A 12,689-nucleotide genomic window follows, 5' to 3' on the forward strand; every position below is an offset into this window, starting at 1 on the left:
CGGGCTGCGCCGGGCGGGCCTCCTCGACCCGTTCCGGTGCGTTCACGGGGTGGTGCGGGGAGGGCACGACGTCGTTCGCGAGCGGCGGGTCCGCGGGGTCGCGGTCGGCGGGAGGCGTCAGGCTGGGCGGGTCCGCGGGTGGCGCGGGCTCGGTGCGTGCCTCGCCGGGGCGCTGCTTGACGCGCACGCGCAGCGTCGGCGCGCCGACGACGGCGACGGGCCGCTCGGGGGAGGGCTCGTGGGACTCCTGGGGCTCGGCCGCCTGCTCCGGAGCCGCTGCGGGGACGGGTGCGGGAGCCGCGGCGGGCGCGGGTGCGGGTGCCGGTGCGGCGACACTGCCGGCGAGGACGCCCTCGAGGGCGGCGACGACGGGTGCCACGTCGACGGCGGACTCCCCGGTACCGGACTCGATGGCGTCGAGCACGACGCGCACCGTGTCGACCATCCGCAGGAGCACGTCGGTCGTCGGCTGGTCCATCGTGCGCCGGCCGTCACGCAGCTCGACGAGGAGGTTCTCCCCGGCGTGCGTCAGTCGCTCGAGACGGCCGAAGGCGAGGAAGCCGCTCGTCCCCTTGATGGTGTGGATCGTGCGGAAGATGCTCCCGAGCAGCCCGCGGGAGCCCGGGGCGCTCTCCAGGGCGACCAGGTCGGAGTCGAGCTGATCGAGGTTCTCGCGAGACTCCACCAGGAACTCGTGGACGATGTCGTCCAGGTCCTCCACAGGTCCTCCCACGGCCGGGCGACGGCAGACCCGTCGCTGATCTGCCTCATCGGACAGTTCCGGCAGGTTGTGAGGGGTGGTGGGGGGTCCGTCCCGGACGGGACGTCGGGCTCAGGCCTCGGGTGTCGGGTCTGGGGCCTCGGGCGTCGGGGGGCGCAGCGCGCGCAGGCTGTCGATGGCCGAGTCGTCGGCGGACCGGGCCGCGTCCTGGTTCGCCTGGGTGACGGCCTCGAGCACCTCGGCCCGGTTGACGCGCACCGATCGCGGGGCGTCGATACCGATGCGCACGCCGTCGCTGCGCACGTCGATCACGGTGATGACGATGTCGTCACCGATGACCAGGCGTTCGCCGACGCGACGACTCAGGACCAGCATGCAGGCGAGACTATCTGCTCCCGGTCCCGGGAGCCCCGGTGGCCGCTGCACGCGCGCGTCGCTCCCCGGCCGAGGCGACCGGTCGACTCACTCCCAGCGCGCGTCGTCGGCCAGTCGTTCGCTCAGCACGGCGGCCCAGACCACGGGTGAGGCCGGCAGACCGTCCACCCAGCCCACGGGCACGCCCAGGTTGAGGACCGTGCCAGGTGCCTGCGCGGCGAAGGTCTCGGTGGCGGCGACGGCGTCGAAGGGTCGCCGGGCGCCGACGGCGCGCAGCCAGCGGCGCAGCTCCACCCCGCGGGACCGTGCGTCGATCGCGGCCCAGGCGTCGTCGGGCTCGAGGGCGGCGAGCAGGGCAGCGGCCTCCGCGAGGTGCTCCGCGCCAGGACCCACCCCGAGGGCCACGACCGTCGGGACGTCGTCCGGGACCTTCTCGCGGAACCGGGCGGCCTGGATCGTGGTGAGGAGGCGGCGCCCGTGGCCGGGGCGGGCCGGCAGGTCGCCCGCCAGGACGACGTCGGTCGGGGCGAGCCCCGCGCGGTGCGTCATCTGCTGAGCCGTCCGCAGCGCCACCTCGGGCTCCCCGGCGACCACCACCACGTTCCCCGGCCGCAGTCGCACCGGACGGGGCCGGTCGAAGCGCCGCACGAGCTGGGACAGGGCGACGGGCGCGTGCGGGTCCGTCGAACCGGCGAGCAGGCGCGTCGGGATGCCGAGCTCGAGCAAGGAGGCGACGGTGGACCGTGGGCGGTCGGCGTCGTCCGGCTCCACGACGCCGCGCGGCTCGGGGGCGGGTGCGGTGAGGTCCTCACCGGGGGGCTCCTGCGGTGCGGCCGGGGCGGAGGGTGCAGTCGGGGTCGTCGGGGCCTCGGCTCCGCTCCCGTCGAGCTGCGGGAAGACGGCAGGGCGGACGGTGCGTTCCGGTGCCGCTGCCGGACGGTCCTCGGCGGAGGGCGCGGGCTCGGTCCCGACCAGCTCGTGCATGGCCGCGAGCACGTCGGCGAACGTCTCGCCGCCGGTCGACACGTCGGGGACGGAGTCCTGGGACGTCGGCGCGGCGTGGCTGAGCGAGCCCTCGACCGCGTCCGCAGCGGCCAGGAGCGCGTCCAGGCCGACCGCCTCGACCGAGGTTCCCGCGGACCGGGGGGCGTCGATCGTGGTCGCCGCCCGTGCCCGGCCGAGCCGACGGCGCGGAGGCTCGGGAACCTCGACGGTCAGCTCGTAGTGCTCCTTCGCGAAGAAGCCGGCGATGCCGCCGGTGCGCACGCGCTCGGCCCGCACGATCCGGGCGTCGGGCCCCATCTCGTCGCGCACGCGCAGCATGAGGGTGCGCAGGTCCTCGCCGTCAAGCAGCAATCGCGTGGACATCGGTCACCACCCCCACCGTCTCGATCTGCAGCCCGGCCCCCGTCACCTCCCCGTAGGAGAGCACGGCCAGGGCGGGGAGCGACAGGACAACCGTACGGTGCAGCGCCGGGCGCAGACCGGGAGCACACACCAGGACGGCGGTCTTCCCCGAGGACTCCGCCTGCCCGACGACCTGCCGCATCGAGGTGAGGATGCGCTCGGCCCGCGCCGGGTCGAGGAGCAGCTGCGTGCCGCCCTCGGCCGGCCGCACCGACTCGGCGAGCGACTGCTCGAGCATCGGGTCGAGCGTGATCACGCGCAGCACGCCGTCGGAGGCGTACGGGGCGGCCAGTGCCGGGCCGAGCCCGCTGCGTGCGGCCTCGACCAGGCCCTCGGGATCGGTGGAGACCTTGGCCCGCAGGGTGAGCGCCTCGTAGATCCGGCTGAGGTCGCGCACCGGGACGCGCTCGGCGAGCAGGCCCTGGAGCACCCGCTGGACCTCGCCGAGGGTGAGCAGGCCCGGGACGAGCTCGTCGACGACGGAGGGGTTGACGGACTTGACGCCCTCGGTGAGCACCCGCACGTCCTCGCGGGAGAGCAGCCGCCCGGCGTTCTGGTCGATGATCGCGCCCAGGTGCGTGATGAGCACCGAGACCCGGTCGACGACCGTCGCGCCGAGCATCTCCGCCGAGTGGCGCAGCTCGGCGGGGATCCACTTGCCCGGCAGGCCGAAGACGGGCTCGACGACGGCGGTGCCGCCCAGGCCCTCCAGGTGGTCGCCGAGCGCGAGCAGCCGGCCGGCGGGGGCCTCGCCGCGGCCGACCTCGACCCCGGCGATCCGCACGACGTAGGTCGAGCGCGGCAGGTCGACCGAGTCGCGCGTGCGCACCGGCGGGACGACGATCCCGAGCTCCATCGCGATCTTGCGGCGCAGTCCACGGACACGGGCGAGCAGGTCCTGGTCCGAGCCGGAGCCCACGAGGTCGACGAGGTCGGGAGCGAGCATGATCTCCAGCGCGTGCACCCGCATCTGCTCGATGAGCGCCTCCGGGGTGTCGTTGCTCCCCGGTGCCGCACCAGGGGTGGCCTGGGCGGCGAGGAGCTCCGCACCCGCCTGCGCGTCCTTGCCCGCCTTGATCCGCTGGGCGACGACGATGAGCAGCGATCCCACGATCATGAAGGGCAGCTTCGGCATCCCGGGGACCAGGGCCAGACCGATCGAGGCGGCACCGGCGATGAGCAGGGCGGTCCGGCTCTGGGTGAGCTGCTCGCTCGCCGCGGTGCCCATGTCCGAGTCCGAGGTGGCCCGCGTGACGATCAGACCCGTCGAGACGGACATCAGCAGCGCGGGGATCTGGGTGACCAGTCCGTCGCCGATGGTCAGCAGGCTGAACCGCTCGATCGCCTCACCGGGGCTCATGCCCATCTGGAGCATGCCGACGGCGAAGCCACCGAGCAGGTTGATGATCGTGATGACGATCCCGGCGATCGCATCTCCCTTGACGAACTTCGAGCCACCGTCCATGGCCCCGTAGAAGTCCGCCTCCGCGCCGACCTCCTTGCGGCGACGGCGGGCCTCGTCCTCGTCGATCAGGCCGGAGTTGAGGTCGGCGTCGATCGCCATCTGCTTGCCGGGCATCGCGTCGAGGGTGAACCGCGCACCCACCTCCGCGACGCGACCGGCGCCGTTGGTGATGACCGCGAACTGGATGACCACCAGGATGAGGAAGATCACCAGGCCGATGACGAGCGATCCGCCGACGACGTAGTGGCCGAAGGCGTCGATGACCTTCCCGGCGAAGCCGTCGCGCAGCACGAGTCGGGTCGAGGCGACGTTCAGGCCCAGGCGGAACAGGGTGAGCACCAGCAGCAGCGAGGGGAAGACCGAGAAGTCCAGCGGCTTGGACACGTACATGCTGGTCAGCAGCACGACGAGCGAGATCGCGATGTTCGTCACGATGAGCACGTCGAGCATCGCCGAGGGCAGCGGGACGACGAGCAGCAGGACGACGCCGACGACGCCGAGCGGAACGGCCAGCTGGGTGAGGTTCCTGCCGTTCATCGGTGGTCCTCCTGGGCGGGGCCGGCGGGGTGCCGGGCGGGTCGGGTGCTGAGCGGGCGGGGGGCGTGCGCGCGAGGTCTCATGCGGCCACCGGGATCCTCGTGGGACCGCCCGGGGCCTTCTGGATCCCCGTGGCACCGCCGCGACGGCGCAGGGCCATGACGAACGCGAGGATCCGGGCGACGGCCGTGTACAGCTCTCCCGGGATCTCCTCGCCCAGGCGGCAGGCGGAGTGCAGCGCGCGGGCGAGCGGGACGTCCTCGACCATCGGCACCCGCTTCTGCGCTGCGACCTCGCGGATCCGGGTCGCGACGTGCCCCTTGCCCTTGGCGACGACCTTCGGTGCGCCAGAACCCGGTTCGTAGCGCAGGGCGACGGCGACATGGGTGGGGTTCACCAGGACGACATCGGCCGTGGCGACGTCGGAGATCATCCGGTTGCGGCTCATCGCGAGCTGACGGGAGCGGATCGCGCCCTTGAGCTGCGGGTCACCCTCGGACTGCTTGGACTCGTCCTTGATCTCGCGCTTGGTCATCCGGGTCTGCTTGAGGTTGCGCTTCTGCACGACGAACACGTCGGCTGCGGCGAGGATGAGGCCGGCGATCACCGCCGTGCGGAGCAGGTTCCCCGTCCCGTCCCCGGCCACCGTGAGGATCTGACGCAGGGTGTGGGTGCCGGAGCCGAGCATCATCGGGACGAGCCCCTGGACGACGGACCACAGGACGGCGCCGATCGCGAAGGTCTTCAGCGTGGCCTTCACTCCTTGCCACAGCGCCTGCTTGCCGAAGGTCCGCTTGACTCCCTGCGCGAGGTTGAACTGCTTGAACGTCGGCTTGAGCTTCTTCCCGGAGATGTGGATGCCACCCTGCACGGCGGAACCGGCGACGGCGGTCAGCACGGTCGCGCCGAGCAGGGGCGCGACGATCAGGAGCACCGAGCCCAGTCCGGTCTCCAGTGCCTGGATCGCGAACGAGAGCTCCGGGTGGGCGATCACCTCCCGCACGGCGAGCAGCTGGCTGGACCCGTGCCTGGACCCGGCCGCGAGGACGAACGGCAGCACGAGCCCGCCCACGCCGATGCCCAGCCATGCCGAGAGGTCCTGCGAGCGCTGCAGCGCCCCGTCCTTGCGGAGCTTCTTCATCCGCTGCGGGGTGGCCTTCTCGGACTTCTCCTGGGAGTCGCTCAACGGGTCACCTCCAGCAGTCCGGTGATCGAGTCGTCGGTCAGGCTCGCGACCACGTGCGGAAGGGCGAGGTAGGCGCTGGCGCCCAGGACGAGCGTGAGGAGGATCTTCAGCGGGAAGCCGAGGGCGAAGGCGTTGAGGGCCGGAGCCACACGCGTGAGCAGACCGAGGCCGACGTCGGCGAGGAAGAGCACGGCGATCAGCGGCCCGGCGATCTGCAGAGCGGAGACGACCATCCCGCTGACGCCCGTGGTGAGGGTCTGCGCGAGGGTGGCCAGGTCGATCCCGGCTCCCAGCGGAAGGGCGTCGAAGCTGTGCACGAGCCCGGTGATGAGCACCTGGTAGGCGTCGGAGGCGAAGAGCAGGACCAGCGCCGTCATCTGGTAGAGCCGGGAGAACTGCGCGCCGTTGGTCATCGACATCGGGTCGAAGGCCTGGGCGATCTGGAAGCCGCCGAACAGGTCGATGAGGTTCCCTGCCGACTGCACGGCCGCGAAGACCAGGGAGACCAGGAAGCCGAGCGACAACCCGACGACGACCTGCAGCAGCACCTCCCCGAGAAAGGCAGGCGTGCCGGAGGCGATCGACGCCCCAGGGGTGAGTCCCGCCTCCTGCGCCGCGGCGACGGCCCGTGGGGCGGCCGCGATGCCCAGTCCGCCGGCGAGCATCGCCTTGACCGTCCCGGGCACGGCACGGTGGGCGAACGGCGGTGCGACCACGAGGAAGGCAGCGATCCGCACGCCGGCGAGCATGACCGTCTCGACGGTGCTCAAGGGGATGCTCAGCTCCACGGCTCAGCCCCCCAGCAGGGAGGGGATGCGCTCGAAGAGCTGCGTGGTGAAGCTGACGGTCTCGCTGATCATCCAGTGCCCGGCGATGAGCAGGGCGGCGGCGACCGCGATCGCCTTCGGGACGAAGGAGAGGGTGACCTCCTGGATCTGCGTGATCGACTGGAGCAGCGAGACCGAGAAGCCCACGACGAGGGCCGTGATGAGGATCGGTGCGGCGAGCTTCCCGGCGAGGATGACTGCCTGGAGGCCGATGTCGAGGACGGCAGTGGTGTCCATCAGCTGTAGCTCCCGACCAGGGCCGTGATGACCAGTCCCCAACCGTCGACCAGGATGAACAGCAGGAGTTTGAACGGCAGGGCGACCATCGTCGGCGGGAGCATCATCATGCCCATGCTCATCAACGAGGCCGAGACGACCAGGTCGATGACCAGGAACGGCACGAAGATGACGAAGCCGATGATGAACGCCGACCGGAGCTCGGAGAGCATGAACGCCGGGACGAGAGTGGTGAGGTCGACGGACTCGGGCGACTCGGGGTTCGGGCGGTCGGCTGCCCGGGTCACCAGCGCGAGGTCGGACTCGCGCGTCTGACCGAGCATGAACTCCCGCAGCGGGTCCGCGCCGACGTCGACCGCCTCGGAGAAGGTCAGCTCCCCGTGCAGGTAGGGCTGCACCCCGAGGTCGTTGATCTCCCCGACCACGGGTGCCATGACGAAGAGTGAGAGGAAGAGGGCGAGCCCCGCCAGGATCTGGTTCGGCGGCACGCCGTTGAGCCCGAGGGCATTCCTCGACAGGGCGAGGACGACGAAGATCTTGGTGAAGGCCGTCGTCATGAGCAGCAACGAGGGGGCGACCGACAGCAGGGTGATGGTCAGCAGGACGACGATCGAGCTGCTGGGCGTGCCGTCGATCCCGTTGATGTCCACCGAGACCGTCGGACCGCTGTCCGGAGCGGAGGGATCGGTCGGGGCGGTCGGCTCGACCGGCTCGACGACGCTCGGCACCGAGAGGGCGGCGGCGGCCACCGGCGAGGCGGCAGTCGTCGCGGCATGCGCCGTCGCGGGGCCGAGGATCACGGTGACCACCGCGACGAAGAGCACGAGGGCCAGCGAGAGCCGGCGCAGCGGGCGCATCCGGGACCGGCGATCGGCGGGTGCGTGACCGACGGCCGGGAGGATCGCGGTCACCGACGAATGGTCCGTTCCTGCACCGCAACCACCGCCTGGCGCCACGTGGCGGCGCTCAGGACCGATCCCTCGAGAGGGTTGCGGGGCGTGGGGACCGCAGGCTTCCGTGCCGCGGGGGGTGTCGGGCGGGTGGACGGGGTGCGGGCTGCCGTCGTCCCGGCGTGCTCGGGGACCAGGCCCTCGAGCTCGTCGAGCCGGGCGAGTGCCGCGAGCTCCTCCGGGTCCAGCTCGATCCGCTCGGCCGCGTCCTGCGGCTCGGCGGGGACGGGCTCGACCTCGGTGAGCAGGGTGACGCCGTGCTCGCTGACGCCCAGGAGCAGTCGTCGTCCCTCGACCTCGATCAGCGCGACCGAGGCCTTCTGGCCGACGGACTGCCTGGCGACGACGTCGAGAGAGGTGGCGCGGGCGCGACGGCCCGCGGGGGTGCCCGCCATCCGGCGTCCGGCCCACCACAGCAGGCCGAAGACGCAGGCCAGCGCGAGTGCCACGCGCAGGCCGAGGACGACGGTCGAGGAGTCCATCAGAGCGACTCGCTCACGATCTCGGTGATCCGGATGCCGTACTCCTCGTCGACGACGACGACCTCTCCGCGGGCGACGAGGCGGCCGTTGACCATGACGTCGGCCGGTGCGCCGGCGGCGCGGTCGAGCTCGAGGACGGTGCCGGGCACGAGCTCGAGGACCTGGCGCACCGGGAGGCGGGTCCGGCCGATCTCCGCCGTGAGCGTCATCTCGACGTCCTGGAGCAGCCGGAGCCCGCGGTGCAGATCGGCCGTGGGGGCGACGGTGCGCTGGTGGGGAAGCGGGCCGGGCGCGGTCCGCACCCGCAGGCCGAACCAGGCCTGGGGAGCGCTCGTCCCCTGCGCGGCGAGCGCGACGACGGCGAGGTCGGGCGCTGCCAGGTCGGCACCGACGGGCCCGGAGGTCGCCGTGTCGAGGACGCCGTTGCCGAGCGTCGCGGCTGCCGCCTCGAGCGCGGGGCGCAGGGCCTCGGCGAGCGAGATGCCGCCGGCCTGGGCGACGGCCTCGGCCACGGCCTGGTCGGCCACGAGGACGAGCTCCGCGCTCACCGCACCGACGAACGCCGCGCGGACGGCGACGACCTCTGCCGAGGGCAGCGTCGTGGCGGGGGCGACGTCCAGCGGGACGGTGGACGGCAGCAGCCGCGCGAGCTCGGCAGCGGCGGACTGCGCCAGCTGCACGGTCTCGGGTGCCAGGGTGGCATCGGTGGTGTGCGGGCTCATGCGTGACTCTCCTCCGAGGTGACGACCATGCAGGCAAGACGGGCGCCGTTGCTGCCGAGGGCTGCGCGCGCGAGGGGGACGTCGTCGACGACGACGTCGAGCGGACGATCGGCGCGGTGGCCGAGGGGGACGACGTCCCCGACCCGCAGGGACTCGACCCGGCCGGAGGTGATCGTCAGCGGCTGGAACCGCACGCCGACGACGACGGGGACCTCACGGACCTGGTCGGCGAGGGCCGCGAGAGCTGCTCGGTGCTCGCGCAGCTCCTCTCCCGTCCTGGCGTCGGCCGCCTCCCCGGCGCGCAGCGGTGCGAGGAGGACCTCGGCCGGGAGCATCAGGCGGGTACGGGCCGTGCGACCGCCCAGCTCGACGTCGAAGGTCGCGACCAGCACGGGCTCCGAGGCGGCAGCGGCCTGCACGAACTGCGGGTTGTACTGCACGGACCTGGCACGAAGGTCGAGCGGGGTGACCGCCGTGAAGGCGTAGGACAGGTCGTGCAGCGCGTGCTGGACCAGGTCGCCCAGCAGGGACCACTCGATGTCGGTGAGCTCACGCTCCTCGTCGCCGAGCGGCTTGCCCGGGCCGCCGAGTAGGTAGTCGATCCACACCATCCCCGCCTCGACGGGGACCTGCAGCACCGCGGTGGAGCGGTTCTGCTCGACCTGGCACAGGATCATCAGCGTCGTGGCCGGGAGGGGTCGGACGAACTCGTCGTAGGAGCGCAGCTCGACGGACTCGAGGGTGACCGCTGCGACGACGCGCGTGCGTGAGGTCAGCAGGGTGCCCCACTGGCGGGCGAAGGTCTCGAACGCCATCTCCAGGACACGTCCGTGCTCGCGCGCCAGGGTCATCGGGCGGCGGAAGTCGTACAGCTCGGGCCGGCCACCGCGCTTACGGCGCGTCGAGGCCGTCGCCTGGGGTGCGTTCGAGACCGTCACGGGCTGCACATCGGCGGCACAGGGTCGCCGATGAGGGATCGGTGTCGATCACTTCCGGGTGAAGCCGGAGCCCGAGCACGGCCGCTGTCAGCCTCGCCCGGTAAGGACCCGGGCGTCCTGCCCGGTAGCGTGCCCGGGCGTCCTGCCCGGGTCTGGTCAGATCGAGGTCACTGCGAGACGAAGTCCGTGAAGTAGACGTCCATCACCTCCCCCTCGTAGGCCTCCTCGAGCTGGTGCAGCAGCTCGGCCTTGAGGGCGTCCCGCTCGGTGGCGTCGGACACCTCCTCGAGGGAGCGCTGGGAGAACAGGGCGATGGCCAGGTCGAGAGCCTTCGCCGTGTCGACGTCCTCGTGGACCTCCTCGGTGAGCTGCAGGCCAAGGCCCAGGCGCAGGTAGTGCCCGCCGGAGAGGTTGATGCTCACGGAGTCGACGACCTGCACGGCGCCGGCGACGTGCTCGGGCTCGGCCGGCTCGGCTTCGGCCGCGCCGGCCGAGGGCTTGAGCAGGAACCAGTAGGCGGCGCCACCGGCGAGCAGCAGGAGCACGACGATCGCGAGGATCATCGTCTTCTTGCTGCGCTTGGCCGGGACCTCGTCCACGGTCTCGGCCGCCGCACCCGCGCCGCCCTTGGGGGCGATCTTGGTCTTGCTCGAGATCACGCGCTGCTCGGTGGGCATCGGGCTCACCCCTTCTGGGCCGCGGCTGCGACCTCGGGTAGGTACTGCTTGACGGCGTCGGGGACGGGGGAGAGGACGACGAGGTCGACGCGACGGTTCGCGGCGAGCGGGTCGCCCTCGGGGTCGGCCAGCGGGCGCTGGTCACCGAAGCTCGTGGCGGCGACCCGGGTCCCCGGCAGCCCGTCGACCTCGACGAGGCGGCGTAGCACCTGGACGGCACGGTCGGCGGCGAGCTCCCAGTTGGTCTCGTAGTTGCGCCCGGCGGGGAGGGTGTTGGCGTTGCCCTCGACCGAGATCTCCTCGCTGAGGTCCCGCAGGACGGGGCCGATGGCGTCGAGGATCGCGTAGGCCGTCGGCGTGAGCTCGGCACTCGCCGGCCGGAAGAACACGTCGTCGGCGACCATCCCGACGATCAGGCCGCGCGAGGTGACCGAGAAGCGGACCCGGTCGTCCAGGCCCTGCGCCGCCAGGCGCTCGGCGAGGGTGTCGGCGATCCCGGTCAGCCGGTTGTACTCGGTGATCGCGAGGTCGTAGTTCTTCTGCTCCTCGGTCAGGTCGGTCTCTGGGGTGACCGTCACGTCGGGCGTGATCGCCTCGTCCATCGGGACGCCGACGTCGTTCTTCAGGCTCGGGGTGATCTCGAAGGCGCTGAGCCCGGTGAGGGCGCCACTGCCTCCGGCGAGCATCGACGGTGCCTCGTTGCCGAAGCCGATCGCGAGGGACTGGCGGAGCTGCTCGAACTTGACCTCGTCCACCTTGCTCATCGCGAACAGGACGATGAACAGCCCGACGAGCACGGTCATCATGTCGGCGTAGGAGACGGCCCACCGCTCGTGGTTCTCGTGCTCCTCCTCCTCGTGCTTCTTGGGCCGTCGGCCGTGGCCGCCGTGCCCGTGACCCGAGCTCATGCCGCCTCCTTCTTCGCCGCGCTCGGCGGCATGAGGCTGCGCAGTCGCTGCCCGACCAGGCGCGGGTTGGCCCCGGCCTGGATGGCGAGGAGGCCCTCGACGATCATCTCCATGTGCTGCTGCTCGAGCTCGGACACCCGGGTGATGCGGGCGGAGATCGGCAGGTAGATGAGGTTGGCGGTCAGCAGTCCCCACAGGGTCGCGACGAACGCCGCGCCGATCATGTGGCCGAGCTCGTCGGGGTTGGAGAGGTTCTCCAGCACGTGCACGAGCGAGACGACGGTGCCGATGATGCCGACGGTCGGGGCGTAGCCGCCCATGTTGGCGAAGAACTTCGAGGACACCTTGTCCTGGGCCTTCTTGCTGCTGATCTTCGCCTCGAGCATGTCCCGCAGGTCGTCCGGGTCGGTCCCGTCGATGGCGGACTGCAAGCCGTCCCGCAGGAACTCGTCCTCGACGGCCCGTGCCGAGTCCTCCAGGGCGAGCAGGCCCTCACGACGGGCACGGTCGGCGAGGGAGACGATCTCCTCGACCGTCGCCTCGGAGTCCGGCTGCTTGAACATCAGCCAGCTGCCCAGGTTCGCCATCGTGCGCTTGACGTCCTTGATCGTGCCGCTGGCGATCCCGGCGCCGATCGTGCCGCCGATCACGAGGATCATCGGCGGGAAGAGCACCACCGACATCGGGCTCGAGCCCTCCATGAAGATGCTCAGCAGCACCATCCCGAAGGCGAGGGCGATCCCGCCGAGCGTTGCCGGGTCCATCAGTCACCCTCCGGGACGCTCGCGAGGGCCCTGGCGGGTCGGAGGTCGGTCACGGCGGCGACGGCGTCGACGTCCTCGACCGGCTGGCTGGAGAGGGCGAGCGTCGCGGAGACGACGCGGGCGCGGTACTGCACGACGAGCTCGGTGATCTCGTCGAGCGACTCCGCGACGATGTACTTGGTGCCGTCGATCAGCGTGAGGATCGTGTCCGGCGTGCTCTCGACCCGCTGGAGCAGGTCAGGGTTGACCGCGAAGCGCGGTCCGTTGAGTCGCGTGACGACGATCATGGTGATCCCATCCCTGGAGTGCATCCGGGCCCGTCCATGAGCCCTTCGAGGTCCTGATCGGCCGCGACGGCGCCGCCCTGAGCCATTCGCCCAGCATCACCCGCCCGCCACACCGCAGCCGCCCGCCGGCCCGTCGCGCCCGCCCATCGGGCGCCACCGTCGGGCGCCGCGTCCCTGGTCCGCCGGCCCGCCCGCCACCGTCGGGC

At 72.0% G+C, this 12,689-nt stretch carries 15 protein-coding genes; all 15 read right to left on the reverse strand.

Going from position 1 to position 12,689, the window contains the following annotated elements:
• Nucleotides 1-721 (reverse strand): Hpt domain-containing protein (locus tag ABWK99_RS07390; RefSeq protein ID WP_372594057.1); only part of this gene is annotated, 721 nt, incomplete at its 3' end.
• A 111-nt stretch (nt 722-832) separates the two neighbouring features.
• Entirely contained in the window at nt 833-1,096 is a 264-nt protein-coding gene (gene csrA / locus ABWK99_RS07395) for a carbon storage regulator CsrA (protein ID WP_372594058.1), read from the reverse strand.
• Between the two features lie 87 nt (nt 1,097-1,183).
• Nucleotides 1,184-2,464, reverse strand: coding sequence for a hypothetical protein (locus tag ABWK99_RS07400; protein WP_372594059.1), 1,281 nt, complete (start codon nt 2,462-2,464; stop codon nt 1,184-1,186).
• Nucleotides 2,442-4,505 (reverse strand): flagellar biosynthesis protein FlhA, encoded by a 2,064-nt coding sequence (locus ABWK99_RS07405; RefSeq protein ID WP_372594060.1) that lies wholly within the window; start codon nt 4,503-4,505, stop codon nt 2,442-2,444. Before ABWK99_RS07405 ends, ABWK99_RS07400 begins: the two co-directional genes overlap by 23 nt.
• A gap of 79 nt (nt 4,506-4,584) precedes the next feature.
• Entirely contained in the window at nt 4,585-5,691 is a 1,107-nt protein-coding gene (locus ABWK99_RS07410; protein WP_372594061.1) for a flagellar biosynthesis protein FlhB, read from the reverse strand.
• Complete coding sequence (locus ABWK99_RS07415; protein ID WP_372594062.1) at nt 5,688-6,479, reverse strand: flagellar biosynthetic protein FliR; 792 nt, start codon at nt 6,477-6,479, stop codon at nt 5,688-5,690. The genes ABWK99_RS07410 and ABWK99_RS07415 overlap by 4 nt, the downstream gene beginning before the upstream one ends.
• Before the next feature lie 3 nt (nt 6,480-6,482).
• Nucleotides 6,483-6,755, reverse strand: a complete 273-nt coding sequence (gene fliQ, locus ABWK99_RS07420; protein WP_372594063.1) for a flagellar biosynthesis protein FliQ — start codon at nt 6,753-6,755, stop codon at nt 6,483-6,485.
• Nucleotides 6,755-7,612, reverse strand: a complete 858-nt coding sequence (gene fliP, locus ABWK99_RS07425; RefSeq protein WP_372594071.1) for a flagellar type III secretion system pore protein FliP — start codon at nt 7,610-7,612, stop codon at nt 6,755-6,757. Before fliP ends, fliQ begins: the two co-directional genes overlap by 1 nt.
• A 50-nt stretch (nt 7,613-7,662) precedes the next feature.
• Nucleotides 7,663-8,187 carry a flagellar biosynthetic protein FliO gene (fliO, locus tag ABWK99_RS07430; RefSeq protein WP_372594064.1) on the reverse strand — a complete coding sequence of 175 codons (525 nt, stop codon included), beginning with the start codon at nt 8,185-8,187 and terminating at the stop codon, nt 7,663-7,665.
• On the reverse strand, nt 8,187-8,909 hold the full coding sequence (gene fliN, locus ABWK99_RS07435) for a flagellar motor switch protein FliN (protein WP_372594065.1): 723 nt from the start codon (nt 8,907-8,909) through the stop codon (nt 8,187-8,189). Before fliN ends, fliO begins: the two co-directional genes overlap by 1 nt.
• Nucleotides 8,906-9,847 (reverse strand): flagellar motor switch protein FliM, encoded by a 942-nt coding sequence (locus ABWK99_RS07440; protein ID WP_372594066.1) that lies wholly within the window; start codon nt 9,845-9,847, stop codon nt 8,906-8,908. Before ABWK99_RS07440 ends, fliN begins: the two co-directional genes overlap by 4 nt.
• A gap of 167 nt (nt 9,848-10,014) precedes the next feature.
• Nucleotides 10,015-10,524, reverse strand: a complete 510-nt coding sequence (fliL, locus tag ABWK99_RS07445) for a flagellar basal body-associated protein FliL (RefSeq protein ID WP_372594067.1) — start codon at nt 10,522-10,524, stop codon at nt 10,015-10,017.
• Between the two features lie 5 nt (nt 10,525-10,529).
• Nucleotides 10,530-11,432: a flagellar motor protein MotB gene (locus tag ABWK99_RS07450; protein WP_372594068.1), complete on the reverse strand. Its 903-nt coding sequence runs from the start codon at nt 11,430-11,432 to the stop codon at nt 10,530-10,532.
• Nucleotides 11,429-12,196 carry a motility protein A gene (locus ABWK99_RS07455; RefSeq protein ID WP_372594069.1) on the reverse strand — a complete coding sequence of 256 codons (768 nt, stop codon included), beginning with the start codon at nt 12,194-12,196 and terminating at the stop codon, nt 11,429-11,431. The genes ABWK99_RS07450 and ABWK99_RS07455 overlap by 4 nt, the downstream gene beginning before the upstream one ends.
• Nucleotides 12,196-12,507 carry a flagellar FlbD family protein gene (locus tag ABWK99_RS07460; protein ID WP_372594070.1) on the reverse strand — a complete coding sequence of 104 codons (312 nt, stop codon included), beginning with the start codon at nt 12,505-12,507 and terminating at the stop codon, nt 12,196-12,198. Before ABWK99_RS07460 ends, ABWK99_RS07455 begins: the two co-directional genes overlap by 1 nt.
• Nucleotides 12,508-12,689 lie beyond the last annotated feature (182 nt).

It is taken from the genome of Actinotalea sp. (assembly GCF_041597215.1).
Lineage (GTDB): Bacteria > Actinomycetota > Actinomycetes > Actinomycetales > Cellulomonadaceae > Actinotalea.

Bases quoted from the DNA above. Each gene is read 5' to 3' on its own strand.
- ABWK99_RS07450 (WP_372594068.1), bottom strand. From the start codon at position 11,432: ATGAGCTCGGGTCACGGGCACGGCGGCCACGGCCGACGGCCCAAGAAG.
- csrA (WP_372594058.1), bottom strand. From the start codon at position 1,096: ATGCTGGTCCTGAGTCGTCGCGTCGGCGAACGCCTGGTCATCGGTGAC.
- ABWK99_RS07455 (WP_372594069.1), bottom strand. From the start codon at position 12,196: ATGGACCCGGCAACGCTCGGCGGGATCGCCCTCGCCTTCGGGATGGTG.
- fliP (WP_372594071.1), bottom strand. From the start codon at position 7,612: ATGCGCCCGCTGCGCCGGCTCTCGCTGGCCCTCGTGCTCTTCGTCGCG.
- ABWK99_RS07460 (WP_372594070.1), bottom strand. From the start codon at position 12,507: ATGCACTCCAGGGATGGGATCACCATGATCGTCGTCACGCGACTCAAC.
- fliO (WP_372594064.1), bottom strand. From the start codon at position 8,187: ATGGACTCCTCGACCGTCGTCCTCGGCCTGCGCGTGGCACTCGCGCTG.
- fliL (WP_372594067.1), bottom strand. From the start codon at position 10,524: ATGCCCACCGAGCAGCGCGTGATCTCGAGCAAGACCAAGATCGCCCCC.
- ABWK99_RS07405 (WP_372594060.1), bottom strand. From the start codon at position 4,505: ATGAACGGCAGGAACCTCACCCAGCTGGCCGTTCCGCTCGGCGTCGTC.
- ABWK99_RS07400 (WP_372594059.1), bottom strand. From the start codon at position 2,464: ATGTCCACGCGATTGCTGCTTGACGGCGAGGACCTGCGCACCCTCATG.
- fliQ (WP_372594063.1), bottom strand. From the start codon at position 6,755: ATGGACACCACTGCCGTCCTCGACATCGGCCTCCAGGCAGTCATCCTC.
- fliN (WP_372594065.1), bottom strand. From the start codon at position 8,909: ATGAGCCCGCACACCACCGATGCCACCCTGGCACCCGAGACCGTGCAG.